Raw genomic sequence first — 26102 nt, forward strand, 5'->3', positions numbered from 1 at the left:
GCACCGGGGCCGATTTTTGTCTACAAAAGGCTTTGCTGATGACGGACTGGCCGATCTTGGTGCTTACCCTGGCCGGCGACGAGGGGCGCCGCGCGCCGCTTGTGGCGGCACTGGATAGCGCCGGGCTTTCCCATGAACTGGTCGAGGGTATCGACGCTCGCAAGGGCTTGCCTGCGCAATACGAAGCGATGGTTGATCGCGAACATGCACGGCAGGCGTTGCGCAGGCCCATGTCGGATGGGGAATTCGCTTGCGCCCTGTCGCATCGCGCCATCCACCAGATGATCCTGGACCGCAACTTGCCCGGCGCTATCGTTCTTGAGGACGACGCCCTTCTGGATCGTCATTTTGCCGATTTCGTGCGCGCTGGTCTTTACCGCGATGTTCCGATGGCTCTGATCTATCACAACTTTGCGCGGGCCTTGCCCTTTGTCCGGCGTTCCGTCGGCTCTTTCGCCGTCATGCGGCGGGTGGCCAACAAGGCCACCGGGGCCATGGCCTATACGCTGCGCGCCGATGCGGCCGCACGGCTGGTGCAGGCTGCAACCCCTGTCAGAAGGCAGGCCGATTGGCCTTGCGACCTTTATGGCTTGGGTGCCTGGTTCCTGGTCCCGCGCCTGGTCGAACAACGGCCTGACAATGACGAAACATCGCATCTGAGGGCCGAACGGTCCCGGCTGCGCGATCTGATGGGCAGCCGGAGGTCCGAGCGGTCGGGCTATGCCTCGATTGGCCAATGGCTACGCGAGCGCGTCTCGGTCCGCGTCGGCAGGCAGCGAGGCAGCCGATGACCGATCCGGTCCTGATCCTGACGATGAAATGGGGCACGCTTTACAGCGCAGCCGACGTGAACCGGCTGTATCATCAGGTCCGCCGCCATCTTGCGCGGCCGCACCGCTTCATCTGCTTTACCGACGATGCCCAAGGCCTGGAGCCAGGGATCGAGGCGGTGCCCCTGCCCGAACTGGGCCTGCCCAAGGGCCATGGCGATACCCGCTGGCGCAAGCTTGCGATCTTCCGGCGCGATCTGGCGGACCTTTCGGGGACGGCGCTTTTCCTCGACATCGACCTGGTGGTGGTCGATGACCTGCAGCCCTTCTTCGACCTGCCGGGCGCCTTCCACATCATCCGCGACGACGACCTGTTCCGGCCCAAGCCCCTGCGCAAGGTGAACCCCGCGCGCGACCGCTTCCTGCACAGCGTCGGCAATTCCAGCGTCTTCCGGTTCGAGATCGGGCAGCACGCCTATATCCTCGATGCCTATCTGGCCGACCCGGCGGGCGCCACGGCACGCTATGAGATCAGCCAGCAGTTCCAGTCGGCGCAGCTGGCGGCACACGGGAACCTGAACTATTGGCCTAAGGGGTGGTGCGTCAGCTTCAAGAACCACTGCGTGCCGCGTCATCTGGCCAGCTATCTGCGCGACCCCGCCTTGCCCCCCGGCGCGAAGATCGTCCTGTTCGCGGGCGCACCGAAGATGGAGGATGTCTTCGCCGGGCGCGGCCACAAGTGGTATCGCCGCATCGGCAAGATCGACTGGCTGCGCCAGGCTTGGGACCGGCCGTGATTTCGGGCGCCTTCCGGGCCTTCAAGCACCGGCGCCGCCTGGCCCGCGCCAAGGCCGAGATTGCCGCCCGCCCTGACGGGCCAGGCCGCCCTCATGGCCTGCCCGGTCCGCTGGTGATTTCGCTGACCAGTTATCCGGCGCGGTTCGGCACGCTTGCGCTGACCTTGCAAGGCATCCTTCGCCAGTCGGTCCGGCCTGATCGGGTGATCCTGTGGCTGGACGACGGCGATCAGGCGCATCTCCCGCAGGACGTGCGGCTGCTACCAGGGCTGGAAGTTCGGACCTGCCCTGCCTGGCGGTCCTACAAGAAGATCGTGCCGACGCTGCTGGCGCATCCCGAGGCCTTCGTGGTGACGGCCGATGACGATGTTTATTATCCCGCCGACTGGCTGGAGAAACTGGTCGGTGCCGCCAATGCAGGCGCGCCCGTGGCTTGCCACCGGGCGCATCGGATCGCGTTGCGGGCGGATGGCCAGCCTGCGCCCTATGCCGAATGGCGGCACAATATCGACGCGCCCGAATGCTCTCCGCTGACCTTCCTGACGGGGGTCAGCGGCGTGATCTATGCGCCCGGCGTGTTTCACGCCGACGTGACGCGCGACGACCTGTTCACCCGCTTGGCGCCGCGTTCGGACGACGTGTGGCTCTACTGGATGCACCGCCTGAACGGGGTCGAGGCGCAGAAGATCGGCGCGCGCGCCCGGATTGTCGAATGGGAAGGCAGCCAGGCGCAAAGCCTGCGGGCTGCCAACCTGCACGGGACGGGCAACGACCAGGCCATTGCCGCGATGATCGCCCATTACGGCTGGCCCGGCTAGGCAAGCGCGCCCTGCAAGGGCGGGGCGCAGGCAGGATCACGCCGGATCCCTGGCGAACCGCAGGTACGGCAGCTTGATGTCCAGCGGGCCATAGCGTTCCTCGGCAGCCTTGTCGTCCAGGGACAGGGCCACGATCACGTCCTGGCCCGGCAGCCAGTCGGCGGGCGTGGCGATGGGCACGCCGTCGGTCTTCCGCACGGCATCCAGCGCCCGCAAGATTTCCGCGAAGTTGCGGCCGATCGACATCGGGTATGTCATGGTCAGCCGCACCTTCTTGTCCGGGCCGATGATGAACACGCTGCGCACGGTCGCCGAATGGGCGGGCGTGCGGCCTTCGCCGGGCAGGTAGTAGTCGGCGGGCAGCATGTCATAGGCCTTGGCGACGGTCAGGTCGCGGTCGTCGATCATCGCGAAATTGGCGGGGACGCCTGCCACCGCCTCGATGTCGCGCTTCCATTTGCCGTGATCCTCGACGGAATCGACCGAAACGCCAAGCACCTTGGTTCCCCGCTTCTCGAATTCCGGGATCAGTTGCGCCACGGCGCCGAATTCGGTGGTGCAGACCGGCGTGAAGTCGCGCGGATGGCTGAAGATGATGCCATAGCTGTCGCCCAGCCAGTCGTGGAACCGGATTTCGCCCTCGGTCGAGGGGGCGGTGAAATCGGGGGCGATGTCGTTGATGCGCAGGGACATGGCCGCGTCCTTTCAAGTGGTTGTCGCGCGCAGAATAGGGCAGGCGACCGGGAATGCCAGTCGTTTATCGATATAGTGTATCGAGATTTATGAAGGCTTGCGCCTGCCCCGCTGGGGCTTACCTTATGGCCAAATCCGCAGGGAGGGATGGCGATGGCAGGGCTTCTGGACAAGCGCAAGTTCTATATCGACGGGGCATGGGTGGATCCCGTGCGCGCCAATGACCTCGAGGTGATCGACCCCTCGGCCGAGGAAGCGGTGGCGGTCATCAGCCTGGGCGACCAAGCGGACACGGACCGCGCGGTCGCGGCGGCGAAGGCGGCCTTCGCCTCGTGGTCGCGGTCCGAGCCCTCCGAGCGTCTGGCCCATGTCGAGAAGATCCTGGAGATTTACAATCGCCGCGCCGCCGACATGGCCTGGGCGATCAGCCACGAGATGGGCGCCCCCCAGGACATGTCGCTGGACGACCAGGTCGCGGCGGGCACCTGGCACATCACCAACTTCATCAATGCCTTCAAGGATTTCGACTTCATCCGGCCCTTGGGCGATCACGCCCCCACATCCATGGTCGCGTGGGAGCCTGTGGGCGTCGTGGGCCTCATCACGCCCTGGAACTGGCCGATGAACCAGGTCACGTTGAAGGTCATTCCCGCGATCCTGGCAGGCGACACCTGCGTGCTGAAACCCTCCGAGATCGCGCCCCTATCGTCGATGCTGTTCGCCGAGATCGTGGACGAGGCCGGGTTGCCCAAGGGCGTCTTCAACCTGGTGAACGGCGACGGGCCGGGGGTGGGCACGCAGCTGTCCACGCATCGCGACGTGGACATGATCAGCTTCACCGGATCCACCCGCGCGGGGATTGCCATCACCAAGGCCGCGGCGGACACGCTGAAGAAGGTGGTGCTGGAACTGGGCGGCAAGGGCGCCAACATCGTCTTCGCGGATGCCGACGACAAGGCGGTGGTGCGGGGCGCGCGGCATTGCTTCTATAACAGCGGCCAGTCCTGCAATGCGCCGACCCGGATGCTGGTCGAACGCTCGGTCTATGACCACGCAGTGGAAACGGCGGCCAAGGTCGCAAATGAAACGCAGGTGGCCACGGCCCATCAGCCGGGGCGGCATATCGGGCCGGTGGTCAGCAAACAGCAGTGGGAACGGATCCAGGATCTGATCCAGAAGGGCATCGACGAAGGCGCGCGCCTTGTCGCGGGCGGCCCCGGCCTGCCCGAAGGCGTCAACCGCGGCTATTTCGTGCGTCCGACTGTATTCGCCGATGTCAGCAACGACATGACCATCGCCCAGCAGGAAATCTTCGGCCCCGTCCTGTCGATCATCCCCTTCGAGACCGAGGAAGAGGCCATCGCCATCGCCAATGACACGCCCTATGGCCTCACCAACTATGTCCAGTCGCAGGACGGCGCCCGGCGCAACCGCCTGGCCCGACAGCTACGGTCCGGCATGGTCGAGATGAATGGTCAGTCGCGCGGCGCGGGATCGGCTTTCGGCGGCGTCAAGATGTCGGGCCGGGCGCGCGAAGGCGGCGTAATGGGGCTTGAGGAGTTCATGGATTCCAAGGCCATCAGCGGCTGGGCCGCCGACTGACCCCATAATGCCTTGCATTTGAGGGGTTGACTTGTTCTTTGCCCCGCCGCCCGCGACATTCCCCGCGAATGTTCAAGGCGGTGGGGCGATGGCAAGGCAGAAGGGATCCGCAGGATCCACGATCATGATCAAGCGGGTGACCGCCTCGGGCGAAGGCGGGCACCATGGCGGGGCATGGAAGGTCGCCTATGCGGATTTCGTGACCGCGATGATGGCCTTTTTCCTGCTGATGTGGCTGCTGAACGCCACCACCGAACAGCAGCGGCAGGGGCTGGCGGATTACTTCAACCCCACCATCGTGCGCACGCCCGGTGCAACGGGCGACGGCGTGGAGCAGCAGGGGAAGGACGCGGCCGAGACCACCCTGGAACAGGTGGCCGAGGAGATCGACCGTCAGATCCGCGCAAGCGGGGGCGAATCGCAGCAATTGACCAACCTGCTGCGCCATGTCGTCACCCGCATGACGGATGAGGGGCTGGTGATCGAACTGGGCGATCTGACGGACGCGCCCCTGTTTGTCGAGGACAGCGCCCAGCCGCAGCCGGTGCTGCGGGATCTGACCCGAATCCTTGGGCGGGTCGTTGCCAGAACCCGAAACCAGATCGCCGTTTCCGGCCATGTCCGCGCCTATCCCGAAACATTGGTGAATTCGCCGGTCTGGACCCTGTCGGATGCCCGCGCCCACGCGGTCCGGGTTCTTCTGGAGGGTTCCGCCCTGGATGGCCAGCGTATCCAAAGGGTTACGGGCTATGCGGACCGGAAGGGGAAGACCGCCAATCCCATGGACCCGGCCAACAACCGGATCGAGGTGATTTTACTCAGATGAACGGGCGCGGTTAGGCGAATCTTAAGCCCTGCGGTGGATGATCCAAGGCGAACCACAAGAAGGTGATGCCATGTCAATGTCTTCCGCGATGAGCGCCGGTGTCTCGGGGCTGGCGGCCAATTCCACCCGTCTTGCAACGATTTCCGACAACATCGCGAATTCGGGCACCTATGGCTACAAGCGGATGGAAACCGACTTCAACGCCTTCGTGCTGAACCAGCATCGCGTGGCAGGCCTGTATTCGGCGGGCGGCGTCACCGCCACGACGCAAAGGCTGATCGAGGATGACGGGGCGCTGTCCACCACGTCGCATCCCTTGGACATTGCCGTGTCCGGGCGGGGGATGCTGCCCGTCACCTCGGCCGTGGACCTGGACAACGGCTTTACGGACCTGCCCTTCATGATGTCCCGCACCGGATCGTTTCGGACCGACGCCGAAGGGTTCCTGAAGACCGGCTCGGGCCTGGTGCTGATGGGGTGGCCCGCACAGGCGGATGGAACGATCCCGCTGATGTCGCGCGACACGATGGGCGGGCTGGTGCCCATCCAGATCAGCGCCAACCAGACTTCGGGCGATCCGACCACCCAGGTATCCCTGGGCGTCAACCTGCCCGCGACCGAAACGAGGCCCACCGCATCCGGCGATCCGCTGGGTCTGAAGGTGGAATATTACGGGAACCTGGGTACTGCCGAATCCCTGAACATCACCTTTGTCCCCGATACCTCGGATGCGACCGGCATGTCGAACAGTTGGGTGATGGAGGTGCGCAATTCGGCGTCGGATCCGGCCTCGAACCTGGTCGGGTCGTATCGCATCACCTTTGACGACAGCCAGGCCAATCCCGGCAGCATCGCCAGCGTGACCGCGATCAGCGGTGGGGCCTATGATCCGGCGACCGGGGCGATCGGGTTGACGGTGGCGGGCGGGCCGATGGACCTGGTGATCGGCAGGCCGGGCGGAACCACCGGCCTGCGCCAGCTGTCGGCCAGCTTCTCGCCCACCAACATCACCAAGAACGGATCCCCGGTCGGAAACCTGACCACGGTCGAGGTGGACGCGGACGGTTTCCTGAAGGCCAGCTACGACACGGGCTTTGTGAAAACGCTGTACCAGATCCCGCTGGTCGATGTGCCCAACCCGAATGGCCTGACTTCGGTCAGTTCGCAGGCCTTCACGATCTCGCCCACATCGGGAAGCTTCTTCCTATGGGATGCCGGGGACGGGCCGACCGGCTCGGTCCAGGGCTATGCGCTGGAGGAATCGACCACCGACGTGGCCGAGGAACTGACCCACCTGATCCAGACGCAGCGGGCCTATTCCTCGAACGCGAAGATCATCCAGACGGTGGATGAGATGCTGCAGGAAACCACGAACATCAAGCGCTGAAAGGGCTGATGGATGAGCATCGCGCGCGCCTTGGGAAATGCCATTTCGGGCCTGACCGCCACGGCGCGGGGGACCGAAGCGGTCGCGGCCAACCTCGCCAATGCCTCGACCCCCGGCTATGCCCGCCGGGATCTGGTCGTCAGCGCGCAGACGGCGGGCGGCAATGCCGGGGGCGTGCGGGTCGATGGCGTAACCCGCGCCGTCAATGCCAGCGTCCTGTCCGAATCGCGCCTGGCCGAGGCCGCGCGCTCTGACGCCGCCACGCGCCTGGATTTTGCCACCCGGATTGAGGACGCCATGGGCATCGCCGGCAATGCCGGCAGCCTGGGATCCGCCCTCAGCGCCTTCCAGACGGCCCTGTCTTCGGCGGCCAGCCGGCCGGATGACGACATCCGCCTGACGCAGGTGGTCGATACGGCAACGGCGCTGGCTGACCGGCTGAACACCCTATCAGGCGAGGTTCAGGCGGCGCGCACCGCCGCCGATCAGGCCATTGCCACAGATATTGCCAGCCTGAACAAGTCCCTGGCCCAGGTGGCCGATCTGAACCGCAAGATCGCCGTGCTGGAGGCGGATGGCTCGGATCCCTCGTCGTTTTATGACCAGCGGCAGGGCATCATCAGCGCGATTGCAAGGATCGTCCCGGTGCAGGAGGTGACGCGGGCGGCGGGTGCCGTCGCGCTGTTCACGGCCGAAGGGGCGGTGCTTCTGGACGGCACCGTGCCGACCGAACTTTCCTTCACGGCGGCGGGGCAGGTGACAACGGCCCAGACGGCTGGGTCGGGATTGTCCATGCTGGTCCAGAACGGCGTCGAACTGACGCAATCGCAGATGAGGCTTTATGCAGGCGGCTCGCTGGCCGCCAATTTCGCCATCCGCGACGAACTCGCGCCCAAGGCGCAGGAGTTGCTGGACGACATCGCGCTTGATCTGCACGACCGGCTGGCCGATCCGGCAGTCGATCCCACGATCACCCTCACGTCCCCCGGCCTTTTCACCGATGACGGCGCCCGCGCCACTGCGGCGGACAAGACCGGGCTTGCAGGACGCTTCGGTGTGAACGGTGCGGTCGTGGAAAGCGCGGGGGGCGCGGCCTGGCGCATCCGCGCGGGCCTGGGGGCCACGACCTCGGGGACGGTTGGCGATGCGACGCTGCTGATCGCGCTGTCCGAGGCGTTGGGCAAGACCGCCGCGCCTGCAACGGGCACCGGGTTCAGCGGCAAGGCCTCGCTTGCCGGGCGGCTGGCCGCGGTCGAGGCGCAGGTTTCCACCGCCCGCCTGAACGCGCAATCGGAGGCCGCGGTCCGCAACAGCCAGGCGGACACGATCTGGTCCCGGCTGGCCGCGGACGGCGTCGATAGCGATGCCGAGATGCAGAAACTGCTGCAATACGAACAGGCCTATGCCGCCAATGCGCGGGTGATCCAGGCCATCCAGGCCATGATGGACCAGATACTGGAGATTTGAACGATGACGGTGCAATCCATCGGGGATCAGGCGCGTGCCTTCGCGATGCAGGCGGCTTCCAGCCGGATCAAGACCACGCTGGCGACGCTGACCGCGGAACTCTCCAGCGGCGAAGTTGCCGATCTGGGCGCAAGGCTGGGGGGCAACACCCAGACCCTGGCCGGGATCGAGGCGCGGCTGGCGCGGCTGGCCCAGTTCAAGACCAACGCCGCCGAGGCCGCGGCGCATACCCAAAGCATGCAGGACGCCTTGACGGCCATCCAGTCCGCCACCGAAAAGCTGGGGCAAGGCCTTTACCTTGAGCCGGAACTGGCAACCGGCGGACTGGTGGCCGCCCGCTCGGCCGAGGCTGTCCTGACCCTGCAGACGATGATCGGGCAATTGAACGGCTCGGTCGGGCAGCGGTTCCTGTTCTCGGGCACGGCCAGCGACGCGGCCCCTCTGGTATCCGCCGATGCGATCCTGTCGGAATTGACGACCCTGGTTTTGGGAATGACCACGGCCGGAGATGTGGCGCAAGCGGTTTCGGACTGGTTCGACGCCCCCTCGGGCGGTTTTGCGGATGTCGCCTATCGCGGCGCGGCAGGGGGCCAGCGCCTGCCGATCAGCGAGGAGACGACCCTTGCCCTGACGACGACCGCCTTGTCGCCGGCGATCCGCGACAGCCTGAAAGGCCTTGCAACCGCTGCGCTGATCGACCGTGGCGTCTTGGCCGGCGACCCGCAGGAAGGCCGGGAATTGCTGAAAGGCGCTGGCAAGACGCTCATGGACAATTCACCCGCCCTGATCGCGGAAATGTCGCGCATCGGCTATGCCCAGCAGGTGATTGCCACCGTCCAGACCGAAGGGGAAGCCGCGACCGCCACCCTCCAGACCGCGCGCAACAGGCTGCGCGAGGCCGATCCCTTTGCGACCTCGGCTGCCATCAGCGAGGCCGAAACGAAGCTGCAGACGCTTTATTCGGTGATCGGGCGGCTGTCGCAGCTCAAGCTGGCGGATTACATCTGATGCGGCGCCTGCTTGCGATCCTGGTCATGGCGCTGTTGCCCGCTCTCGCGGTGGCGGCGCCGGTGCGCGTCAAGGATCTGGCCGAATTCGACGGGGTGCGGGGCAACGATCTGGTCGGCTATGGCTTGGTGGTCGGTCTGGACGGCACCGGCGACGGCTTCCGCAATGCGCCTTTCACCGAAGAATTGCTGGCCGGTCTGCTGGAACGGCTGGGCGTCAACGTCACGGACGAGGCATTGCGGTCGCGCAACGTCGCCGCCGTCGTCGTCACCGCGGCCCTGCCGCCCTTTGCCCGGTCGGGCGCGCGCATCGATGTCAGCGTATCAACCATCGGCGATGCCAAAAGCCTGCTGGGGGGCACGCTGGTGATGACGCCGTTGAAGGCGGCCGACGGCAACATCTATGCCGTCGCCCAGGGCTCGATCATCGCCAGCGGCGCCGCGGTCGAGGGAGAGGCCGCGCGCGTGGTCGAGGGGGTTCCGACCTCGGGCAAGATCCCGGCGGGCGCGCGGGTCGAGCGCGAGGTCGAGTTCGATTTCGCCGGCATCGAGAACATCCGCATCGCCTTGCGAAACGCCGATTTCACCACCGCCACGCGGATCGAGGACGCGATCAACCGGGACTTCGACCGCCGCCTTGCCGTCACGCAGGACAGCGGAACCGTCCTGGTCGAATTCCGGCAGCTTGGCGAGGTCAATCCGGCTCGTGTTCTGGGCCGGATCGAGAACCTCATGGTCGAGCCCGAGGACCGTGCGAAGGTCGTCATCGACCACAAGTCGGGCACCATCGTCATCGGCGAGCGCGTGCGGATATCGCGGGTCGCGGTGTCCCAGGGGGCGCTGACATTGCAGGTCAGCGAGGCGCCGATGGTGTCCCAGCCCAACCCTTTCGCGCGCGGCGAAACCGTGACGGTTCCGCGGACGGTGGCCGAACTGCGCAACGAACCGGGCATCGGCTTTGCCGAGGTCGCGGGGGAAACCTCGCTCAGCGATCTGGTCGAAGGACTGAATGCGCTTGGCGTTCGTCCGCGCGAAATGATCGACATCCTGAAATCGATCCATGCGGCCGGAGCCCTGCACGCCGATCTGATCGTCGAATGAGGCAGGTCGAAGACCGCAAGGCAAGTGACACCCCCTGTTTCATCGCATAGACGGAGAGGCGATGTTCTGGTCTGGATCGAGCCGATGAAGATAGAAACCACCGCCTTGCCCGATGTGCTTGTTCTGACGCCCGCAAGATTTGGTGATGAGCGCGGCTTCTTTTCGGAAAGCTGGAACCGCAAGACCTTGTCCGGGGCCGGGGTGGACCTGCCGGACTTCGTGCAGGACAACCATTCGATGTCGCGGCGCGCCGGCACCGTGCGGGGGCTGCACTATCAGTCGCCGCCCTTTGCGCAAGGAAAGCTGGTGCGCTGCGGGCGCGGGGCGCTGCTGGATGTCGCGGTGGATGCGCGCCGCGGCAGTCCGGCCTATGGCCAATGGGTTGCGGTGGAACTGACCTATGAAAACGGACGCCAGCTTTGGGTTCCGCCCGGTTTCCTGCATGGCTTTGTCACGCTGGAGCCGGATACCGAGATCGTCTACAAATGCACCGCCCATTACGACAAGGCCAGCGACGGGGCGGTCCGGTGGGACAGCCTGGGCATCGACTGGGGTGTCGATGATCCCGTGCTGTCCGACAAGGATCGGGATGCCCCGGCCTTTGCCGACTGGCAATCCCCCTTCGACTACAAAGGTGCGGCATGAAGATCCTTGTCACCGGCGGCGCCGGGTTCATCGGATCGGCCGTGGTCCGGCTTGCCGTCCGGCGCGGGCATCAGGTCGTCAATGTCGATGCGCTGACCTATGCCGCCAATCCCGCCAACGTGGCCGAGGCAGCCGAAAGCCCCCTTTACCGTTTCGAGCAGGTCGATATCCGCGACCGCGCCGCGCTTGACCGGGTCTTTGCCGCGCATCGGCCCAATGCCGTCATGCACCTGGCCGCCGAAAGCCATGTGGACCGCTCGATCGACGGTCCGGCCGCCTTCATCGAAACCAACGTCATCGGCACCTTCAACATGCTGGAGGCGGCGCGCAGCCATTGGATCGACTGCGGCCGACCTGATGATTTCCGCTTCCACCACATCTCGACCGACGAGGTCTTCGGCTCGCTGGATGAAACCGGGCAGTTCACTGAAACGACGCCCTATGATCCCCGCAGCCCCTATTCCGCCAGCAAGGCGGGATCGGACCATCTGGTGCGCGCCTGGCATGAGACCTATGGCCTGCCGGTCGTGCTGACCAACTGTTCCAACAACTATGGCCCCTATCATTTCCCCGAGAAGCTGGTCCCCGTCGTCATCCTGAAGGCCCTGGCGGGCGAGCCGATCCCGGTTTACGGCGATGGCGGCAACGTGCGCGACTGGCTCTATGTCGAGGATCATGCCGATGCGCTGATGCTGGTCCTTGAAAAGGGGCAGGTCGGCCGCAGCTACAATATCGGGGGCGAGAACGAGGCGAAAAACATCGACCTGGTGCGCACCATCTGCGCCCATATGGACGAGCTGCATCCCGAAGGCGCCCCCCATGCCGAGCTGATCACCTTTGTCACGGACCGTCCGGGCCATGACCGCCGCTATGCCATCGACCCGGACCGCATCCGTTCCGAACTGGGCTGGCGCCCCTCGGTCACGGTCGAGGAAGGGCTGCGGCGCACCGTCGAATGGTATCTGCAGAACCGCGACTGGTGGCAGCCGCTTCTGTCGCGCGACGGGGTGGGACAGCGTCTGGGACAGGCGAAATGAACGGTTTGCTTGTTCTGGGAAAAACCGGCCAGCTTGCGCAGGCGCTGGCCCGGCAGGCCCCCCAGGCCACCTTCTGGGGCAGGGCCGAGGCCGACCTGACCGATCCGCAGGCGGTGGCAGCAAGGGTTCGCGACCTGCGGCCAAGGGCGATCATCAATGCCTCGGCCTATACCGCCGTTGACAAGGCGGAAACGGATGCCGTGGCGGCCGCCATGTTGAACGCGACGGCGCCGGGCCTGGTGGCCCAGGCCGCCGCCGATCTGGGCATTCCGTTCCTGCATGTCTCGACCGACTATGTCTTCGACGGCTCGGGCGGGGGGGCGCGGGCCGAGGATGCCACGACCGCGCCCCTGGGCGTTTACGGCCAGACCAAGCTGGACGGCGAAGGCCGGGTGGCGGCGGCGGGCGGGCAATGGGCCGTTCTCCGCACCTCCTGGGTGTTTTCCCCCGATGGCGCGAACTTCGTCAAGACGATGCTGCGGCTTGGGGCCGAACGGGACAGCCTCAGCGTCGTGGCCGACCAGATCGGCGGCCCGACCGAGGCCGGCCGGATCGCCGCCGCGCTGCTCACGATGGCGCGCCAGATGCTGGCCGACCGCCGGAAGGGCGGGCTTTACCACTTCGCCGGGGCGCCCGACGTGAGCTGGGCCGATTTCGCGCGCGCGATCTTTGCGCGGGCGGGCCTTTCCTGCGAGGTGCGCGACATTCCCGCCAGCGACTATCCGACCCCGGCGCGGCGCCCGGCCAATTCGCGGCTGGATTGTTCGCGTATCGCGCGGGATTTCGGCATCGAGCGGCCCGACTGGCGGGGCGACCTTGATCATGTTCTGAGGGAATTGGGATATACGACATGACCGCACGCAAGGGCATCATTCTGGCGGGGGGGTCCGGGACGCGGCTTTATCCGATCACGATGGGCGTCTCGAAGCAGCTTTTGCCGCTCTATGACAAGCCGATGATCTATTACCCGATCAGCGTGCTGATGCTGGCGGGCATCCGGGACATCGCGATCATCACCACGCCCGACGACCAGCAGCAGTTCCAGAGGCTTCTGGGCGATGGCGCGCAATGGGGGCTGCGCTTCGAATGGATCGTCCAGCCTTCGCCCGACGGGCTGGCGCAGGCCTATCTGCTGGCCGAGGATTTCCTTGCGGGCGCGCCGTCCGCCATGGTTCTGGGCGACAACATCTTCTTCGGCCATGGCCTGCCCGAGCTTTTGAAGGCCGCCGACCGGCGCGACAGCGGGGGCACCGTGTTCGGCTATCGCGTCGCGGACCCGGAACGCTACGGCGTGGTGGATTTCCAGTCTGATGGAAAGGTGCGCGCGATCGTCGAAAAGCCGAAGCTGCCGCCGTCGAACTTTGCCGTCACGGGGCTGTATTTCCTGGATGGAACGGCACCCGAGCGGGCCAAGTCCGTCACGCCCTCGGACCGGGGGGAACTTGAGATCACGACCCTGCTGGAAAGCTATCTGCACGACGGCAGCCTGACGGTCGAAAAGATGGGGCGCGGCTTTGCCTGGCTGGATACCGGCACCCATGCCAGCCTGCTGGACGCGGGAAATTTCGTGCGCACGCTGGAGAACCGCCAGGGCCTGCAGACCGGCTGCCCCGAGGAGATCGCCTTCGAGGCCGGCTGGATTTCCGAGGACGCGTTGCGCGAACAGGCGGGGCGGTTTTCGAAGAACGCCTATGGCCGCTATCTGATGGGCCTGATCGGGTCTTGACGAAGCCGTCCGGCCAGGGCGGCGGCGAACAGGGCAGCCGTTCCAGCCCGCGTCTGGCGATAAAGCCCGATGCGGGCCATGGTCGTCGCGGCAAGGGGCCCCGGCTGGCGCAGGGCCGCGCCAAGGCGGTCCAGAATGGCGCGGTTTTCAGCCAGAAGCTCTGACCGGACGGCATGGAGCGCGGCGTGGTTGGCCGCCAGCCAGCCGCCATAATCGCCCGCCAGAAGCATTCCGATCCGCTGCGACATGGCACGAACCGTGTCGTTGCGGCCCATCTCGCTTCGGGCGTGCTGGCGATAGAACAGCGCGGGGTTTTCGTCATGGATCAGCGCCGCCCCGGCGCCCGCCGTGACCTGATAGGCCCACCAGTCATGCGACTGGATGCCGTGGTCCCGTGCCGGACCGACGCAACGCCGCAGGATCGCCGCCGCCTTGGCGTTGAAGACCGAGGTGTTGCCCGCCATGATCGCCTGAACCAGGGCATTGCGAAAACCAAGCGGGCGGGGAAAGCGGCGCGACTCGGCCACGGGGGTCAGGTCTGCGTCAGTGATGATGGTCCGGGCGGCGTAATGGGCAGGACCGTGATGGGGTGCCAGCGCATGGGCGGCGCGGGCCAGCTTGTCGGGAAACCAGACATCGTCCTGGTCGCAAAAGGCCAGGGGGCCGTCCGGCGCAAGCGACAGCAGGTGCAGGAAGTTCTGCGTGGCGCCCCGCTGGGGGCCGCAGGTCAGTTGCACCTGGCCCGCAGGACGCGAGGCCGCGAAATCCGCGACGATCTCGCGCGTGCCGTCATCCGACCCGTCATCCGACACGATCAGCCGCCAATCCCCATGCGTCTGCGCGGCGATGCTGTGCAGTTGCGCGCCGATAAAGGCTGCGCCGCGATAGCTGGCCAGCAGGATCGTCACGGGTTGGGGCGGAAAGATCGGTCGGTCCACCGGCATGTCCTTGATCGGGGCAGGGCGGCTTCTGCCCTGCCGTCCTGCCCGATGCAACCGTCAGCCTGCCTGGCGCGCGATATCCTCGATCAGCACGGCCTTGACGGTCAGATCCGTGCTGGCCTGCGCAGCCTTCCGCAGCCGTTCCCGCAAGGGGGCCAGCCGCGCCTCGGACGTGAAGTTGCCGTCGAAGCCGCCGGTATTGGCGTGGATCAGCAGTTCCCGCAGCAGGGCATCGCGCAGGCGGTGTTCCTGCTGTTCCATCGCGGCCAGGTCAGCGCCGGGCGTCTCGATCGTCAGGGTCAGGATCATCACGGCGCCCATGTCGCCGTTGCGCATCAGGGGGACGAAGAACTGGCTGGGGAAGGTGAACCAGCCGTCCGCCGGGACAGCGGCGCTGTCATGGCCGCCGCCGTGATCGCTGGCAGCCTGTGCCTTTCCATGATCGTCGGCTGGTTCTGCCCCGGCATGGGCGGCAGCTTCGTCGGTACCGTGGCCCTCGGCCTCCGCCGCGCCATGGTCGCTCGGCTGGGCTTGGGCCGTGGCAGGGTCGGCCGCTCCCGCATCAAGGCGCAGCATTTCTCCCGCTGCGACCCCTCCGACAAGGGCGATGACAGGAACCAGCAAGCCCAGGATCTTCTTCATCGGCGGCCTCAATAGGGCAGGATCACGTCGGCCAGCTGCTGGCCGAAGCGGGGTTGCTGGACATCGGTGATCTGCCCGCGCCCGCCATAGGAGATGCGCGCCCCCGCGATGCGGTCATAGGCGATCTCGTTGCTGCGGTCGATATCCGCGGGGCGCACGAAGCCGCTGACGGTCAGCTCGCGCAACTCGTAGTTCACGCGGACCTCCTGCGTGCCCTCGATCTGCAGGGTGCCGTTGGGCAGGGTGTCGATCACGGTGGCGGCCACGCGCAGGGTCAGCTTGTCGCGGCGCGTGATGTTGCCGCTGCCCTTGTAGGTGGAGGACGATTCCGCCTCGGCCAGGTTGTCGAAGCTGGCGCCGTCGGGCAGTTCCCGGTTCAGCCGCTGCGGGATGCCGACCATCTGCGGGATCGACACGCTTTCGCCCGACTGGCGGCTGCGCCCCGAGCTGTTGGTCATCTGCGCCTCGTCGTCGATCTGGATCACCACGGTCAGGATGTCGCCGCGCGTGGCGGCCCGCCGGTCGCTGATGAGCGACGAGGTGGTCCCGGCCCAGAGCGACGCCGCAGCCTCGGGGCGGCCCGAATCGACGGGGATTTCCAGGGGCGGGTTGGTCATGGCGATGAACTCCTCACTGTCGCGGGGCGAGGTCAGGGTTGGCGGCTTGCCCAGGTGGTCGGCGCGCGCGCAGGCGGTGACGGCAATGGCCAGGCAAAGGAAATGGGCCGGTTTCATCGGATGTCCTTGGGTTATTTCATCGCCAGCAGGCTGCCGTCGGGCTGAACCACGGCGCTGATGGTGGCGCGCGATTCGAGGTTCATGACGCGGATCACCTCGCCCGCGGCACCGTCCGAGAGCGTCCGCGCCTCGGTCACGATGCGCAGGGCGCCGCGCTGGAAGACCAGCGGATGGATCTGGTTGCGGGAAATCAGCTTGGGCGCCTGCAGCAGGGATGCCTGCAGCGGGCGACCTTCGTGGATGGTGATGCGGGTCTGCAGCCCGATCGCCTCGGACGGGTCCGACAGGCCGGGCCGGTCGCCGTCGATGGCGCGCAGGTCGGCGGCGATGATGACCGTGCCCGCGGGCAGGGTCCGGGCGGCGGCCAGTACGGCGGCTTGGGCGGGCAGGGGCGACAGCGCCAGAAGAAGGACCAGCCAGCGCATCAGCGCACCTGCGTCGTGGCCGCCAGCATCTGGTCGGCGGCGGTGATGACCTTGGCGTTGAGTTCATATCCGCGCTGCGCCTTGATCAGTTCGGTGATCTCGCGCACCGAGTCGACCGAACTGTCCTCCAGATAGCCCTGCCGCAGCGTGCCAAGCCCTTCCTGCCCCGGAGTCGTCACCTGGGGCGTGCCCGACGCGGCGGTTTCCAGAAACAGGTTCGACCCGATCGCCTCCAGCCCCTTTTCATTGGAAAAGCCCGCCAGCGTTAGCTGGCCCAGCATCTCGGGTTCGACCTGGTCGCTGAAATAGGCGTAAACCTCTCCGGCGGCGTTGATGGAAATCGTGCTGGCGTCGTCCGGGATGGTGATGCCCGGCGCGACCGGATAGCCGTCCGAGGTCACGATCAGCCCATCCGGGGACCGCTTCAGCCCGCCGTCGCGCGTATAGGCCGAGATGCCGGAGGGCAGCGTCACCTCGATATAGCCGTCGCCGTCGATGGCCAGATCCAGGTCGCCCCCGGTCTGGGTCAGCGCGCCCTGCTGCAGGTTGATGCTGACCGCCGTGGGCCGCACGCCCAAGCCCAGTTGGACGCCCGCCGGTATGACGGTGCCGTCGGCCGCCGTGACCGTGCCGGGACGCGTGACCTGCTGGTAATGCAGGTCGGCGAATTCGGCGCGCCGGGCGTTGTAGCCGGTGGTGGACATGTTGGCGAGGTTGTTCGAGATGACCTCGACGCGGGTCTGCTGCGCGCTCATGCCGGTGGCGGCGATCTGCAGGGCTCTCATGGTGGACCTTTCAGCGGGTCATGCCGGTGATCGCGCTGCGGATGCGCTGATCTTCGCGGTCAAGGAAGGATTGGCCCAGCTCGTAGGCGCGCTGGACCTCGATCATGCGGGTGATCTCGAAGACGGAATCGACGTTCGATTCCTCAAGGAAGCCTTGGCGGATGCGGGCATCCTCGACCGGCTCGGGCTGTTCGTCGGTGGTGAACGTGGTGCCGCCCTGATGGGTCAGCGGCGCATCCTCGGGGGCGGCGAATACTCCGATCTTGCCGAAGGCCACGCCATTGGCGGACAGGGTGCCATCGGCGCCGACCGCTACTCCGCTGGCACCGGCGGGCACGATGATCGGCGCCATGCCCTCGTCCAGCAGGCGGAAGCCGTCGGCGGTCATCAGCTCGCCCTCGGCCGAAGGCAGGAAGGCGCCCGCGCGGGTCAGGCGGTTGCCTTCGGGCGTTTCGACCAGGAAGAAGCCCTCGCCTTCGATCGCCAGGTCGTAGTTGCCATTGGTCTGGGTCAGGACGCCCTGGTCCAGATCCAGGGTCCGGCCGCGGGCATGGGCCATGGACAGCGTATCGCCGCCGCGGTCAAGCGCCGACAGGTGTTCGGCGAAGATCACCCCTTCGCGGCGAAAGCCGGTGGTGTTGGCATTGGCGATGTTGTTGGCCACCACGCGCATCTCGGCCATCAGGCCCGATTGCCGGGTCAGCGTCGCATAGATCGCGTTGTCCATGTCAGCTTCCCGCGACCAGGGGGATGATCTGCCCCAGGTAGAAATCGGACAGCGCCGTGGTCATGAAGCTCATCGTGACCCAGAAAACGGCCAGCATCAGCCCGACCTTGGGCACAAAGGTCAGCGTCATCTCCTGGACCGAGGTCAGGGCCTGGAACAGGCCGATCACGACCCCCGCGATCAGCGCCACCGCCAGCATCGGGGCCGAGATGCGGACCGAGATCAGCAGCGCCTGGCGCAGCATGTCGAAAAGCAGCGTCTCATCCATGGTTTACACCGGCATCCGCAGGATTTCCTGATAGGCCTCGACCACCTTGTCGCGGATGGCGACCACAGTCTCCATGGCCATCTCGGCCTCGGCCAGGGTCTGGACCAGGCCGTGGGTTTCCACCTGGCCGGTCATGGCGCCGGTCGCGGCCTGATCGACCTGTGCCATCTGGGCCGCGAAATCCTCGGCCGCGTTCGACAGCGCCTGGACGGCGGGGGCGGGCTGGCCGGGGGCCACGGCAGTGCGGGCGGCGGAATAGGCACTGGCTGCATTGAGACTGGTGAACATGGGCGGCCCTTTCTAGCGGCGCAGAAGTTCCAGAAGCGACGCGCCCATCTGGCGCGTCTGCTCGAACATTTTCAGGTTGGCCTCGTAGCTGCGGCCGGCCTCGCGGCTATCCGCGATCTCGATCACCAGATCGACATTGGAGCCGAGGTAATAGCCGTCCTTGTCCGCCAGGGGATGCGAGGGATCGTAAAGGCGCGGCAGTTCCGTCTGGTCCAGCCGCAGCCTGGATGCTTCGACCTCTCCGGTGGGGCGGCCAAAGTCGGTGGTTTCCTCGAAACTGACCAGCTTGCGGCGATAGCCGGGCGTGTCGGCATTGGCGATGTTCTCGGCCGTGTGGCGCAGGCGTTCGCCCTGGGCGCGCATCCCGGATGCCGACAGGTGCAGGGCGGATATGGGCCGGTCCATCACGCCCTCCGCCCGATGCTGGTGCGCATCAGATCAAGCGCCGAACTGTAGATGCCAAGCGACAGGTCGTGGCTGCGCTTGACCTCGGCCGCCTTCAGCATTTCCTCCTCCAGCGAGACGGAGTTGCCGTTGGGCGAAACGCCGGTTTCTGCTGCCGTCATGTATGTGGCGGGCGACCAGTCTGGCGCATCCAGATGGCGCGGATCGGTGGTGCGCAGCGGCGCGGATGCCGCGCGATAGCTGTCGGTGAAGGAGGCCACATCTTTGGCCTTGAAGCCGGGGGTGTCGGCATTGGCGATATTGCGGGCGACGGTGATCTGCCGCTGGCTGGCGTGCTGGCCCAGGGCACGGGCCATGCGCATCATTTCGATGTTCTCAAACATGAGGCTTCTCCTCATTGGCGATAACCCGGTCTTAACCCCGATTCGTTTAGAAACCGTTTGCGGCCTGAAAAAACGGAGGACGGGGATGGACCAGTTGACCTCGATCGCGGCGCGGATTGCCGATCTGCGCATGGCCCGGCATTTCGGTCGGGTGCATTCGATGCAGGCGGGATTGATCCGGGTCGAGGGGCTGAACAGCCATGCCTCGGTCGGCGACAGGGTGGTGATCTCGCTGCAGAAAGGGCAGGTGGCGGGCGAGGTGGTGGGCCTTGCGCCGCGCCATGCCGATGTGCTGCCCGAAGGCGATGCCGAAGGGCTGTCGGTGGGGGCCGAGGTCGAGTTGCTGTTCGCGCCGACGATTGCCCCCTGTGACGCCTGGGTCGGGCGAATCATCGATCCCCTGGGCCAGCCGCTGGACGGCCGCCCCCTGCCTGCGGGCCGCGAGCCGCGCCCCTACCGGCGCGAGGCCCCGCCCGCCGTCCGCCGCAAGCGGCTGGGCGCGCGCCTGCCTACTGGGTTTGCGGTCTTCGACACGCTGCTGCCCCTGGTCAGGGGACAGCGGATCGGGCTGTTCGCCGGATCGGGCGTGGGCAAGTCCACGCTGCTGTCGGGGCTTGCCAAGGGCGTGCAGGCCGATGTCGTGGTGATCGCCATGATCGGCGAACGCGGGCGCGAGTTGCGCGAATTCGTCGAAAACACCCTGGGCGCCGAGGGCATGAAGCGGGCGGTGATCGTGGCCGCGACCTCGGACCGCTCGCCCCTGATCCGGCGGCGCTGCGCCTGGGCCGCGATGGCGGTGGCCGAGCATTTCCGCGACCAGGGACGCCATGTCCTGTTCCTGGCCGATTCGATCACCCGCTTTGCGGAGGCGCATCGGGAGATCGCCCTAGCTGCGGGGGAGCCCCCCAGCTATCGCGGCTTTCCTCCCTCGGTCTCGAACCTGATCATGGGTTTGGCCGAACGGTCCGGTCCGGGGCTGGAGGGGACGGGCGACATCACCGGCATCTTCAGCGTGCTGGTCGCCGGATCGGACATGGAGGAGCCGGTGGCCGACATCCTGCGCGGCACGCTGGACGGCCATGTGGTGCTGGACCGGACGATTGCGGAACGCGGTCGTTTTCCGGCCATCGATGTGGTAAGATCGGTGTCACGGTCCTTGCCCGACGCCGCCACCGCTGACGAGAACAGGATGATCGGCAAGGCCAGGGCCGCCCTTGGGGCCTATGCGGAATCCGAGTTGATGATTCGCGCAGGCCTTTACGCGCCCGGATCGGATCCCCGCCTGGATGAGGCTGTAAAGCTCTTCCCGCAGCTTGATGACTTCGTGACCTGCAAGACGATCGGGGTTGCGGAGAGCTTTCTGGAACTTGCGCGCGCGCTTCGGGTTCAGGCCAATCCGCGCCAAGGCGGGCGGATGTGATCGCAAGCGCAAGCAATTGAGATCGCTTAATTAATGTTAGGTCAGGGGGGCGGACCATTGCGCGGTGCAGCACGATTTGCAACTGTCCCCTGCCATAACAAGGGGACGGAATTGGCAATCACCGAGTATTTTGTCCGTTATCTTCAACGACGTGACACTCTGGCCCCCAAAGACCTGGACCGCCTGAGGGCGATCAAGACGGACCATGCCAGCTATGCCGCGGGCGAGGTGATCGTTCCTGCCGGCAGCAGCCCGACCCGCAGTTGCATGATGCTGCGGGGAATATCGGCGCGGTCGAACCAGCTTGTGGGCCGCCCGGACGACCGGGTGATCACGGCCCTGCATGTTCCCGGCGATTTCGTCGATCTTCACGCCTTTGTCCTGTCCAAGCTGGACCATTCCATTGTCGCGGTCGGCCCCGTCGAGGTCGAGTTCATCGACCATTCCGAACTGATCGAGATCACCCGGAACTTCCCGCATCTGACCCGCCTTCTGTGGATGGCGACGCTGATCGATTCGGCCATTCACAGGCAATGGCTGGTCGCCGCCGCGTCCCTGCGGTCAAGCGCGCATCTGGCGCATCTTCTGTGCGAGATCTACACGCGCCTGAATGCGGTCGGCGCGGCCTCGGACGGGCAGTTCCAGCTGCCGCTGCTGCAACGCGAACTGGCGGATATTCTGGGCTATTCCCCAATCCATGTGAACCGCGCGGTCCGCGACCTGCGGGATCGCGGCCTGATCCGCTGGTCGGGATCGGATATCACCATCATCGACTGGAAGGGCTTGGCGCTGCTGGCGCGCTTCGATCCGTCCTATCTGGATCTGGACCGGACCAGCCGCTGATCCGGCCTATTGGCACAGCCGCCAGCCGCCGCGCCGGGCGGCGATGTCCAGATGCAGGTGGTTCTCATGCGCCTCGTTCGCGCCGGGGCCAAGCACCGTGGTGAAGAACAGGCAGCCCGCCGCGCGGATGGTGCGCTGGAAGGCCTCGGCCAGATCGCCGGTGTCGCTGCGGGGCTGAACCACCAGCGGCTCGGCCCCGTCGAACCGGATGGCGGCGATGTCGATGGCATTGCCAAGCGCGTGTTCCGACAGCTTGGGCCTTTCCTCTCCGGTGCCGATGCGCGGGCGGCAGTCATAGGTCGTGCCCAGTTGCAGCCCCGTGACGCGGGGCGCCCCCGGCAGCATGGCCGCCGCCGGGCGCAGGAAGTCGCGCGCCCAGAAGCCAAGCCCCCGCGCCGTGTCGCAGCGCATCACCGCGCCGCCCTCCAGAACCAGGTCGGGCAGGATCCGCTCCACCCGGATCGGCCGGGCAATGCCGCAATCGGGATCCTCCGGGTCGGTGATCGGCGGCTGTTCGGCATAGACCGTGCCCAGATAGGATAGCGCCAGCTTGCAGGCGGCAAGGTCCGCATCCGTTTCGCGCAGCATCCACCAGGCAGGTGGGGGCGGGGGACCGAACATCTCGGCGGGCTCGGGCGCGGCCTCTGCCGGTGCTTCGGGCGGCGGTGCTGCTGCTTCGGGCCGTTCCAATGGCCGTTCCGGCGGGCGGTCCTGCGCGGCGGCGGATGCCAGTGACACCAGCAGCCCCAGCAGGATCGCGCCCGCCCGGATCATGGCTGTTCCGTGACGGGCGGGACGACGAAGCCGTCGGGCAGGGCGCCGGTCAGCGCATCGGACAGCGGGTCGGCGGGCGGAACCTGCGCGTTGGCCTCTTCCTCCGAGGTGTTCTCGTAAACCGGCTCGACCGGGGCGCGCTTGGCGGCCAGCGGGTCGGGGTAATCAAGCGGCTGTTCCGGGGCGGGGGCGGCTGCCGGTTCCGACATCGTGCCGGCGGTCGCGGCGGCGGGGGTTTCCAGCGGCTGTTCCGGGGCGGCGGGGGTTCCGGTCGTGGCGCCCGTCGCATCGGCGATGGTGACGCCCTGGGGCAGGAACTCGACCACGGTGGTGTTGGCGCGGACCATATGGGCCAGTTCCTCGGCGTCCCAGTTGGTCAGGCGCACGCAGCCCATCGACTGGTTGCGGAACAGTTGCGACGGCGTGGGCGTGCCGTGGATCCCGTAGGTGGGCTTGGACAGCCCGATCCAGACGGTGCCCACCGGCGCGTTCGGTCCCGGCGGCACCACCAGCACCTTGTCATTGTCGCCCTGCTTGAAGTTCTTCCGGGGATCATAGGTATAGTTCGGGTTCAGCGCGACCGTCGCCACATGGTGGCTGCCCGAGGGCGAAGGCGTGGCCGACGATCCGATCGTCGCCGGATAATCCACCAGCAGCTTTCCCTTGGCGTCGAATCCCGCCACCCGCCGGGTGTTCACATCGACCAGGATGCGCGCCACCGTGCCCCGCATCCGGCTGCCGGTATTGATGACCTTGATCGTGGCGCCGGGCACCAGTTGGGTGCCGGGGTTCAGGAAGGCGATGAATTTTTCATCCATGTGGAAGCGTTCGCCCAGGCGTTCGGCGACGCTGGTATGGGCCATGGCGGGCATCTTCGCCTTTTCGGCATAGTCGGTCGGGATCGACTCGGCCAGGCCCTCGGCATCCTCGGCCGTGATGGTGTAATCCTGCGTCGCGGGCTGGGCCGCGAAGGATTGCAGCAGGTTCCAGACATGCGGGTCCATCACCCCGTCGATGGGCAGGCCCGACCGGCGTTCGAAGGCCATGATCGCGCTTTGGCTCATGCCGCCCTTGAAGCCGTCGATCACGCCCGGAGAGATCCCCGAGCGGTCCAGCAGCACCTGCACCTTGGTCGTCAGCGCCGACCGGCCCGAGGGAAGATCGCCGCCGTTATAGCTTGCCGCCTCGATATCGGCCGCCAGGAAGGGCTTGTCGGTCTGGGCCTGCACGGGCAGGGCGCAGAGCAAGGCAAGCGTCAGGGCAAGCGGGATTCGGGTCGAAAGGCGCGGCATGGGGGTCTCCGTCGGCATGGGCGCAGCATCGGGGGTCTTGCGGGGAATCGCCAGATAGACCGCCGGTCACATTCCGGTCAATTCCCGTTTGAGTTCGCCCCCGCCGCGGCATAGCCTGCCTGCCAGGAAAGCATGGCCGGGGACAGGGTGACGGGCGAGGGGATGGGAATGGCCGGCCTTGCCGCGATGGCGGCGGTGGTCACGCTGACGGCCCTGCGCATGCCGGTCGCTCTGGCGCTGCTGCTGACGGGCGCGGCCAGAATGGCCCGGCTGGGCACCCTGGGCGAGGCATGGGAAACCGTGGCGGGTTTGCTGTCGTCGCCCGATCTGCTGCTGGTCCCGCTGGTGCTGATGCTGGGGAATGTCGCCTTCTACGCAGGCTTTGCGACGCGCGCGCATGATGCCGCGGCGGTGATCCTTCAGGGCAGGCGGGGCGGGCTTGCCATGGCAGCAGTCCTTGGCTGCGCGGCGTTTTCCGCGACCTCGGGGTCGTCGGTGGGATCTGCGGCCACCATGTCGCGCATCGCCCTGCCCCCCATGCTGGCCGCCGGTTACGATCCGCGCCTGGCGGGCGCCTCGGTCGCCATGGGCAGCACGCCGGGAGCGCTGCTGCCGCCGTCGATGCTGCTGATCGCCTGGGGGCTGCTGTCGGGAACGCCGGTGGGCACGATGTTCCTGGCCGGGCTGCTGCCCGCGTTTTTGTCTCTGGCGGGAATGGTCGCGGTTGTCCTGTGGTGGGTCCGGCATGATCCCCAAGCCGGGCCCCTGCCGCAACCCCTGCCGATCCGTCCGGCCGAGGCGCTGCGCGCCGTCTGGCTTGCGCCGCTGTTGTTCGCCATCATTGTCGGCGGCCTTTTCTGGGGCCTGCTGACCGCCACCGCCGCCGTGGCGGTCTGCCTGGCGGCGACGCTGGCCTTCGGCTTGATCCAGCACCGCCTGAGGCCGGAAACACTGTGGATCGCCCTGCGCGAAACGCTGCGGCAGGCGGCGGCGATCCTGGCGGTCCTGATCGCCGCGCGGCTGTTCCTGGTCTTCCTTGATGCGGCAGGCACCCCGGCCCTGCTGGAGGATTGGATGGCAGCCGCCCCCCGCCTGCTTGCCGTTCTGCTGCTGGGGCTGGCCTGCGCCCTTCTTAGCCTTCTGGCCGAGCCCGTGGCGATGCTGGTCCTGGCCCTGCCTTTCGCCGGGGCCCTGGCCCGTGCCCATGGCCTCGATCCCGCCTGGGCAGGCATCGTCCTGGTCAAGCTGGTGGAAACCGCGATGATCCTGCCGCCCTTGGGGCTGATCGTGGTGATCATCGGCAGGACGGTGCGGGACGTTCCGCCAGGGGCGATATTCGCGGGGATCGGGCGCTTCCTGTTCGCGGACCTTCTGGTCCTGGCCGCGCTTGTGCTGTTTCCGGGGCTGGTGCTGGCGGCGGGCTGATCAGTCCTCGGACACCAGCCGGTGCTGGGGCGGATAGAACTGGCGGGCGAAGGACACGGGGGTGCTGTCGCTCCAGTTCGTGCGTTCGATGGTCAGCACGGGCACGCCTTCGTCGATCCCAAGGTGGCGCGCGCAATCGCCGCGCGCGGCATCCGCAAGGATCGAGAAACGGCCATGCGTCAGCGGAACCTGGCTTGCCAGCCATTCATGCGCCGACCGGCGCTCCACGTCCTGCCGGGTCAGGGGCGGCAGGGCGCGCGGGTTCAGCCAGATCGCCTCGCAGCAATGCGGGCGGCCGTCGGCGGTATAGGTCGCCTTGACCAGCACCAGATCCTCGCCCGGCGAGACCTGCAGGGCGCGGGCCGCGGCCTCGGTCGGCAAGCGGATGGAAAAGCTGTTCAGGTCATAGGCATAGGCCGCGCCCATGCCCTCGATCTCGGTGCGGATCGCGGGCATGTCCAGCACCGTGCGCCGGGCCGAGGTCGAGGCGACGCGCGTGCCGACCTTGCGCCGCCGTTCGATGATCCCGCTGTCGGCCAGTTCGCGCAGCGCCCGGTTGACGGTGGCCCGCGCGCAGCCAAGGCTTGCCGCCAGTTCCTGTTCGGTGGGGATCAACTCGCCGGGCGGCCATTCGCGCGAGCGGATCCGTTCCAGCACATCGGCCCGCACCGACTGCCAGGTGTTCATGCGCCTGCTGCCGCCCGCCGCGCCCGATGCACGCAGCGACCGGACAAGGTTTCCGGGGATTTTTGCCATCTTTTGACTATGATACTCGAGACATACAATCCGCTTAATGTCTGGAAAAGTTGACGCAAAAGGAAGCTGTCCAAATCGACAGTGCTTCCTGATCAGCAAGGGTTTGCGCAAGGCA

Annotated in this window: 30 protein-coding genes; 16 read left to right on the forward strand and 14 right to left on the reverse strand. The window is 66.7% G+C overall.

The genetic code is table 11. The features are described from left to right. Nucleotides 1-38: 38 nt before the first annotated feature. From AAIL68_RS00805 to AAIL68_RS00815, 3 genes are read left to right on the forward strand one after another with little or no spacing between them, the layout of a single operon-like run. Nucleotides 39-791 carry a glycosyltransferase family 25 protein gene (locus tag AAIL68_RS00805; RefSeq protein ID WP_347137583.1) on the forward strand — a complete coding sequence of 251 codons (753 nt, stop codon included), beginning with the start codon at nt 39-41 and terminating at the stop codon, nt 789-791. Continuing rightward, the gene (locus AAIL68_RS00810) at nt 788-1567 is read left to right on the forward strand and encodes a hypothetical protein (RefSeq protein ID WP_347137584.1); all 780 of its coding nucleotides are present in this window, start codon (nt 788-790) and stop codon (nt 1565-1567) included. The genes AAIL68_RS00805 and AAIL68_RS00810 overlap by 4 nt, the downstream gene beginning before the upstream one ends. Beyond that, nucleotides 1552-2385 carry a glycosyltransferase family 2 protein gene (locus AAIL68_RS00815; RefSeq protein ID WP_347137585.1) on the forward strand — a complete coding sequence of 278 codons (834 nt, stop codon included), beginning with the start codon at nt 1552-1554 and terminating at the stop codon, nt 2383-2385. The genes AAIL68_RS00810 and AAIL68_RS00815 overlap by 16 nt, the downstream gene beginning before the upstream one ends. Nucleotides 2386-2421: 36 nt before the next feature. Here AAIL68_RS00815 and AAIL68_RS00820 read toward each other — a convergent pair whose 3' ends face one another. Continuing rightward, complete coding sequence (locus AAIL68_RS00820) at nt 2422-3078, reverse strand: peroxiredoxin (protein ID WP_347137586.1); 657 nt, start codon at nt 3076-3078, stop codon at nt 2422-2424. A 153-nt stretch (nt 3079-3231) separates the two neighbouring features. Between AAIL68_RS00820 and AAIL68_RS00825 the strand changes: the two genes are divergently transcribed. The 10 genes from AAIL68_RS00825 to rfbA all read left to right on the forward strand — a co-directional run bounded on the left by AAIL68_RS00825 (nt 3232) and on the right by rfbA (nt 13876). Continuing rightward, entirely contained in the window at nt 3232-4680 is a 1449-nt protein-coding gene (locus tag AAIL68_RS00825; RefSeq protein ID WP_347137587.1) for an aldehyde dehydrogenase family protein, read from the forward strand. Nucleotides 4681-4768: 88 nt separating this feature from the next. Continuing rightward, complete coding sequence (locus AAIL68_RS00830; protein ID WP_347137588.1) at nt 4769-5506, forward strand: flagellar motor protein MotB; 738 nt, start codon at nt 4769-4771, stop codon at nt 5504-5506. A 70-nt stretch (nt 5507-5576) separates the two neighbouring features. Then, nucleotides 5577-6893, forward strand: a complete 1317-nt coding sequence (locus AAIL68_RS00835; RefSeq protein WP_347137589.1) for a flagellar hook-basal body complex protein — start codon at nt 5577-5579, stop codon at nt 6891-6893. Nucleotides 6894-6905: 12 nt separating this feature from the next. Further along, nucleotides 6906-8360, forward strand: coding sequence for a flagellar hook-associated protein FlgK (gene flgK / locus AAIL68_RS00840; protein WP_347137590.1), 1455 nt, complete (start codon nt 6906-6908; stop codon nt 8358-8360). 3 nt (nt 8361-8363) lie between these two features. Continuing rightward, a complete protein-coding gene (locus AAIL68_RS00845; RefSeq protein ID WP_347137591.1) occupies nt 8364-9368 on the forward strand; it encodes a hypothetical protein in 1005 nt (334 codons plus the stop codon). Continuing rightward, nucleotides 9368-10468, forward strand: a complete 1101-nt coding sequence (locus AAIL68_RS00850; RefSeq protein WP_347137592.1) for a flagellar basal body P-ring protein FlgI — start codon at nt 9368-9370, stop codon at nt 10466-10468. Before AAIL68_RS00845 ends, AAIL68_RS00850 begins: the two co-directional genes overlap by 1 nt. 84 nt (nt 10469-10552) lie before the next feature. Beyond that, entirely contained in the window at nt 10553-11113 is a 561-nt protein-coding gene (gene rfbC / locus AAIL68_RS00855) for a dTDP-4-dehydrorhamnose 3,5-epimerase (protein ID WP_347137593.1), read from the forward strand. Next, a complete protein-coding gene (rfbB, locus tag AAIL68_RS00860) occupies nt 11110-12150 on the forward strand; it encodes a dTDP-glucose 4,6-dehydratase (RefSeq protein ID WP_347137594.1) in 1041 nt (346 codons plus the stop codon). The genes rfbC and rfbB overlap by 4 nt, the downstream gene beginning before the upstream one ends. Further along, the gene (gene rfbD, locus AAIL68_RS00865; RefSeq protein ID WP_347137595.1) at nt 12147-13004 is read left to right on the forward strand and encodes a dTDP-4-dehydrorhamnose reductase; all 858 of its coding nucleotides are present in this window, start codon (nt 12147-12149) and stop codon (nt 13002-13004) included. The genes rfbB and rfbD overlap by 4 nt, the downstream gene beginning before the upstream one ends. Beyond that, a complete protein-coding gene (gene rfbA, locus AAIL68_RS00870; RefSeq protein ID WP_347137596.1) occupies nt 13001-13876 on the forward strand; it encodes a glucose-1-phosphate thymidylyltransferase RfbA in 876 nt (291 codons plus the stop codon). Before rfbD ends, rfbA begins: the two co-directional genes overlap by 4 nt. Here rfbA and AAIL68_RS00875 read toward each other — a convergent pair. The 10 genes from AAIL68_RS00875 to AAIL68_RS00920 are packed head-to-tail and all read right to left on the reverse strand — an operon-like array spanning nt 13849 to nt 19477. Further along, entirely contained in the window at nt 13849-14814 is a 966-nt protein-coding gene (locus tag AAIL68_RS00875) for a glycosyltransferase (protein WP_347137597.1), read from the reverse strand. The genes rfbA and AAIL68_RS00875 overlap by 28 nt on opposite strands. 60 nt (nt 14815-14874) lie before the next feature. Further along, a complete protein-coding gene (locus AAIL68_RS00880) occupies nt 14875-15459 on the reverse strand; it encodes a hypothetical protein (protein WP_347137598.1) in 585 nt (194 codons plus the stop codon). Nucleotides 15460-15467: 8 nt separating this feature from the next. After that, nucleotides 15468-16193 carry a flagellar basal body L-ring protein FlgH gene (gene flgH / locus AAIL68_RS00885; RefSeq protein WP_347137599.1) on the reverse strand — a complete coding sequence of 242 codons (726 nt, stop codon included), beginning with the start codon at nt 16191-16193 and terminating at the stop codon, nt 15468-15470. Nucleotides 16194-16207: 14 nt separating this feature from the next. Beyond that, entirely contained in the window at nt 16208-16621 is a 414-nt protein-coding gene (gene flgA / locus AAIL68_RS00890) for a flagellar basal body P-ring formation chaperone FlgA (RefSeq protein ID WP_347137600.1), read from the reverse strand. Further along, on the reverse strand, nt 16621-17406 hold the full coding sequence (gene flgG / locus AAIL68_RS00895) for a flagellar basal-body rod protein FlgG (RefSeq protein WP_347137601.1): 786 nt from the start codon (nt 17404-17406) through the stop codon (nt 16621-16623). Before flgG ends, flgA begins: the two co-directional genes overlap by 1 nt. A gap of 10 nt (nt 17407-17416) precedes the next feature. Continuing rightward, complete coding sequence (locus AAIL68_RS00900) at nt 17417-18133, reverse strand: flagellar hook-basal body complex protein (RefSeq protein ID WP_347137602.1); 717 nt, start codon at nt 18131-18133, stop codon at nt 17417-17419. Between the two features lies 1 nt (nt 18134). Next, the gene (locus AAIL68_RS00905; RefSeq protein ID WP_207101794.1) at nt 18135-18401 is read right to left on the reverse strand and encodes a flagellar biosynthetic protein FliQ; all 267 of its coding nucleotides are present in this window, start codon (nt 18399-18401) and stop codon (nt 18135-18137) included. A gap of 3 nt (nt 18402-18404) precedes the next feature. After that, complete coding sequence (fliE, locus tag AAIL68_RS00910) at nt 18405-18689, reverse strand: flagellar hook-basal body complex protein FliE (RefSeq protein WP_347137603.1); 285 nt, start codon at nt 18687-18689, stop codon at nt 18405-18407. Nucleotides 18690-18701: 12 nt separating this feature from the next. Next, nucleotides 18702-19094, reverse strand: coding sequence for a flagellar basal body rod protein FlgC (gene flgC, locus AAIL68_RS00915; protein WP_347137604.1), 393 nt, complete (start codon nt 19092-19094; stop codon nt 18702-18704). After that, nucleotides 19094-19477 (reverse strand): FlgB family protein, encoded by a 384-nt coding sequence (locus AAIL68_RS00920; protein ID WP_347137605.1) that lies wholly within the window; start codon nt 19475-19477, stop codon nt 19094-19096. The genes flgC and AAIL68_RS00920 overlap by 1 nt, the downstream gene beginning before the upstream one ends. 85 nt (nt 19478-19562) lie before the next feature. On the opposite strand from AAIL68_RS00920, the gene AAIL68_RS00925 reads away from it, so the two are divergent. After that, nucleotides 19563-20897, forward strand: a complete 1335-nt coding sequence (locus AAIL68_RS00925) for a FliI/YscN family ATPase (RefSeq protein ID WP_347137606.1) — start codon at nt 19563-19565, stop codon at nt 20895-20897. 111 nt (nt 20898-21008) lie between these two features. Continuing rightward, complete coding sequence (locus AAIL68_RS00930; protein WP_347137607.1) at nt 21009-21740, forward strand: Crp/Fnr family transcriptional regulator; 732 nt, start codon at nt 21009-21011, stop codon at nt 21738-21740. 6 nt (nt 21741-21746) lie between these two features. Here AAIL68_RS00930 and AAIL68_RS00935 read toward each other — a convergent pair whose 3' ends face one another. Further along, nucleotides 21747-22514 (reverse strand): extensin family protein, encoded by a 768-nt coding sequence (locus AAIL68_RS00935; protein ID WP_347137608.1) that lies wholly within the window; start codon nt 22512-22514, stop codon nt 21747-21749. Then, the gene (locus AAIL68_RS00940) at nt 22511-23824 is read right to left on the reverse strand and encodes a L,D-transpeptidase (RefSeq protein WP_347137609.1); all 1314 of its coding nucleotides are present in this window, start codon (nt 23822-23824) and stop codon (nt 22511-22513) included. The genes AAIL68_RS00935 and AAIL68_RS00940 overlap by 4 nt, the downstream gene beginning before the upstream one ends. Before the next feature lie 114 nt (nt 23825-23938). On the opposite strand from AAIL68_RS00940, the gene AAIL68_RS00945 reads away from it, so the two are divergent. Then, nucleotides 23939-25231, forward strand: a complete 1293-nt coding sequence (locus AAIL68_RS00945) for a TRAP transporter large permease subunit (RefSeq protein ID WP_347137610.1) — start codon at nt 23939-23941, stop codon at nt 25229-25231. Here AAIL68_RS00945 and AAIL68_RS00950 read toward each other — a convergent pair whose 3' ends face one another. After that, the gene (locus AAIL68_RS00950) at nt 25232-25987 is read right to left on the reverse strand and encodes a GntR family transcriptional regulator (protein WP_347137611.1); all 756 of its coding nucleotides are present in this window, start codon (nt 25985-25987) and stop codon (nt 25232-25234) included. It abuts the gene before it with no gap. Nucleotides 25988-26102: the final 115 nt, after the last annotated feature.

This window comes from Paracoccus sp. SSK6 (assembly GCF_039770665.1).
Classification (GTDB): Bacteria; Pseudomonadota; Alphaproteobacteria; order Rhodobacterales; family Rhodobacteraceae; genus Paracoccus.

Coding starts and splice junctions, on each gene's coding strand:
- AAIL68_RS00805 (WP_347137583.1), top strand. CDS start 39: ATGACGGACTGGCCGATCTTGGTGCTTACCCTGGCCGGCGACGAGGGG.
- AAIL68_RS00810 (WP_347137584.1), top strand. CDS start 788: ATGACCGATCCGGTCCTGATCCTGACGATGAAATGGGGCACGCTTTAC.
- AAIL68_RS00820 (WP_347137586.1), bottom strand. CDS start 3,078: ATGTCCCTGCGCATCAACGACATCGCCCCCGATTTCACCGCCCCCTCG.
- AAIL68_RS00825 (WP_347137587.1), top strand. CDS start 3,232: ATGGCAGGGCTTCTGGACAAGCGCAAGTTCTATATCGACGGGGCATGG.
- AAIL68_RS00830 (WP_347137588.1), top strand. CDS start 4,769: ATGGCAAGGCAGAAGGGATCCGCAGGATCCACGATCATGATCAAGCGG.
- AAIL68_RS00835 (WP_347137589.1), top strand. CDS start 5,577: ATGTCAATGTCTTCCGCGATGAGCGCCGGTGTCTCGGGGCTGGCGGCC.
- flgK (WP_347137590.1), top strand. CDS start 6,906: ATGAGCATCGCGCGCGCCTTGGGAAATGCCATTTCGGGCCTGACCGCC.
- AAIL68_RS00845 (WP_347137591.1), top strand. CDS start 8,364: ATGACGGTGCAATCCATCGGGGATCAGGCGCGTGCCTTCGCGATGCAG.
- AAIL68_RS00850 (WP_347137592.1), top strand. CDS start 9,368: ATGCGGCGCCTGCTTGCGATCCTGGTCATGGCGCTGTTGCCCGCTCTC.
- rfbC (WP_347137593.1), top strand. CDS start 10,553: ATGAAGATAGAAACCACCGCCTTGCCCGATGTGCTTGTTCTGACGCCC.
- rfbB (WP_347137594.1), top strand. CDS start 11,110: ATGAAGATCCTTGTCACCGGCGGCGCCGGGTTCATCGGATCGGCCGTG.
- rfbD (WP_347137595.1), top strand. CDS start 12,147: ATGAACGGTTTGCTTGTTCTGGGAAAAACCGGCCAGCTTGCGCAGGCG.
- rfbA (WP_347137596.1), top strand. CDS start 13,001: ATGACCGCACGCAAGGGCATCATTCTGGCGGGGGGGTCCGGGACGCGG.
- AAIL68_RS00880 (WP_347137598.1), bottom strand. CDS start 15,459: ATGAAGAAGATCCTGGGCTTGCTGGTTCCTGTCATCGCCCTTGTCGGA.
- flgH (WP_347137599.1), bottom strand. CDS start 16,193: ATGAAACCGGCCCATTTCCTTTGCCTGGCCATTGCCGTCACCGCCTGC.
- flgA (WP_347137600.1), bottom strand. CDS start 16,621: ATGCGCTGGCTGGTCCTTCTTCTGGCGCTGTCGCCCCTGCCCGCCCAA.
- flgG (WP_347137601.1), bottom strand. CDS start 17,406: ATGAGAGCCCTGCAGATCGCCGCCACCGGCATGAGCGCGCAGCAGACC.
- AAIL68_RS00900 (WP_347137602.1), bottom strand. CDS start 18,133: ATGGACAACGCGATCTATGCGACGCTGACCCGGCAATCGGGCCTGATG.
- AAIL68_RS00905 (WP_207101794.1), bottom strand. CDS start 18,401: ATGGATGAGACGCTGCTTTTCGACATGCTGCGCCAGGCGCTGCTGATC.
- fliE (WP_347137603.1), bottom strand. CDS start 18,689: ATGTTCACCAGTCTCAATGCAGCCAGTGCCTATTCCGCCGCCCGCACT.
- flgC (WP_347137604.1), bottom strand. CDS start 19,094: ATGGACCGGCCCATATCCGCCCTGCACCTGTCGGCATCCGGGATGCGC.
- AAIL68_RS00920 (WP_347137605.1), bottom strand. CDS start 19,477: ATGTTTGAGAACATCGAAATGATGCGCATGGCCCGTGCCCTGGGCCAG.
- AAIL68_RS00925 (WP_347137606.1), top strand. CDS start 19,563: ATGGACCAGTTGACCTCGATCGCGGCGCGGATTGCCGATCTGCGCATG.
- AAIL68_RS00935 (WP_347137608.1), bottom strand. CDS start 22,514: ATGATCCGGGCGGGCGCGATCCTGCTGGGGCTGCTGGTGTCACTGGCA.
- AAIL68_RS00940 (WP_347137609.1), bottom strand. CDS start 23,824: ATGCCGACGGAGACCCCCATGCCGCGCCTTTCGACCCGAATCCCGCTT.
- AAIL68_RS00945 (WP_347137610.1), top strand. CDS start 23,939: ATGGCCGGGGACAGGGTGACGGGCGAGGGGATGGGAATGGCCGGCCTT.
- AAIL68_RS00950 (WP_347137611.1), bottom strand. CDS start 25,987: ATGGCAAAAATCCCCGGAAACCTTGTCCGGTCGCTGCGTGCATCGGGC.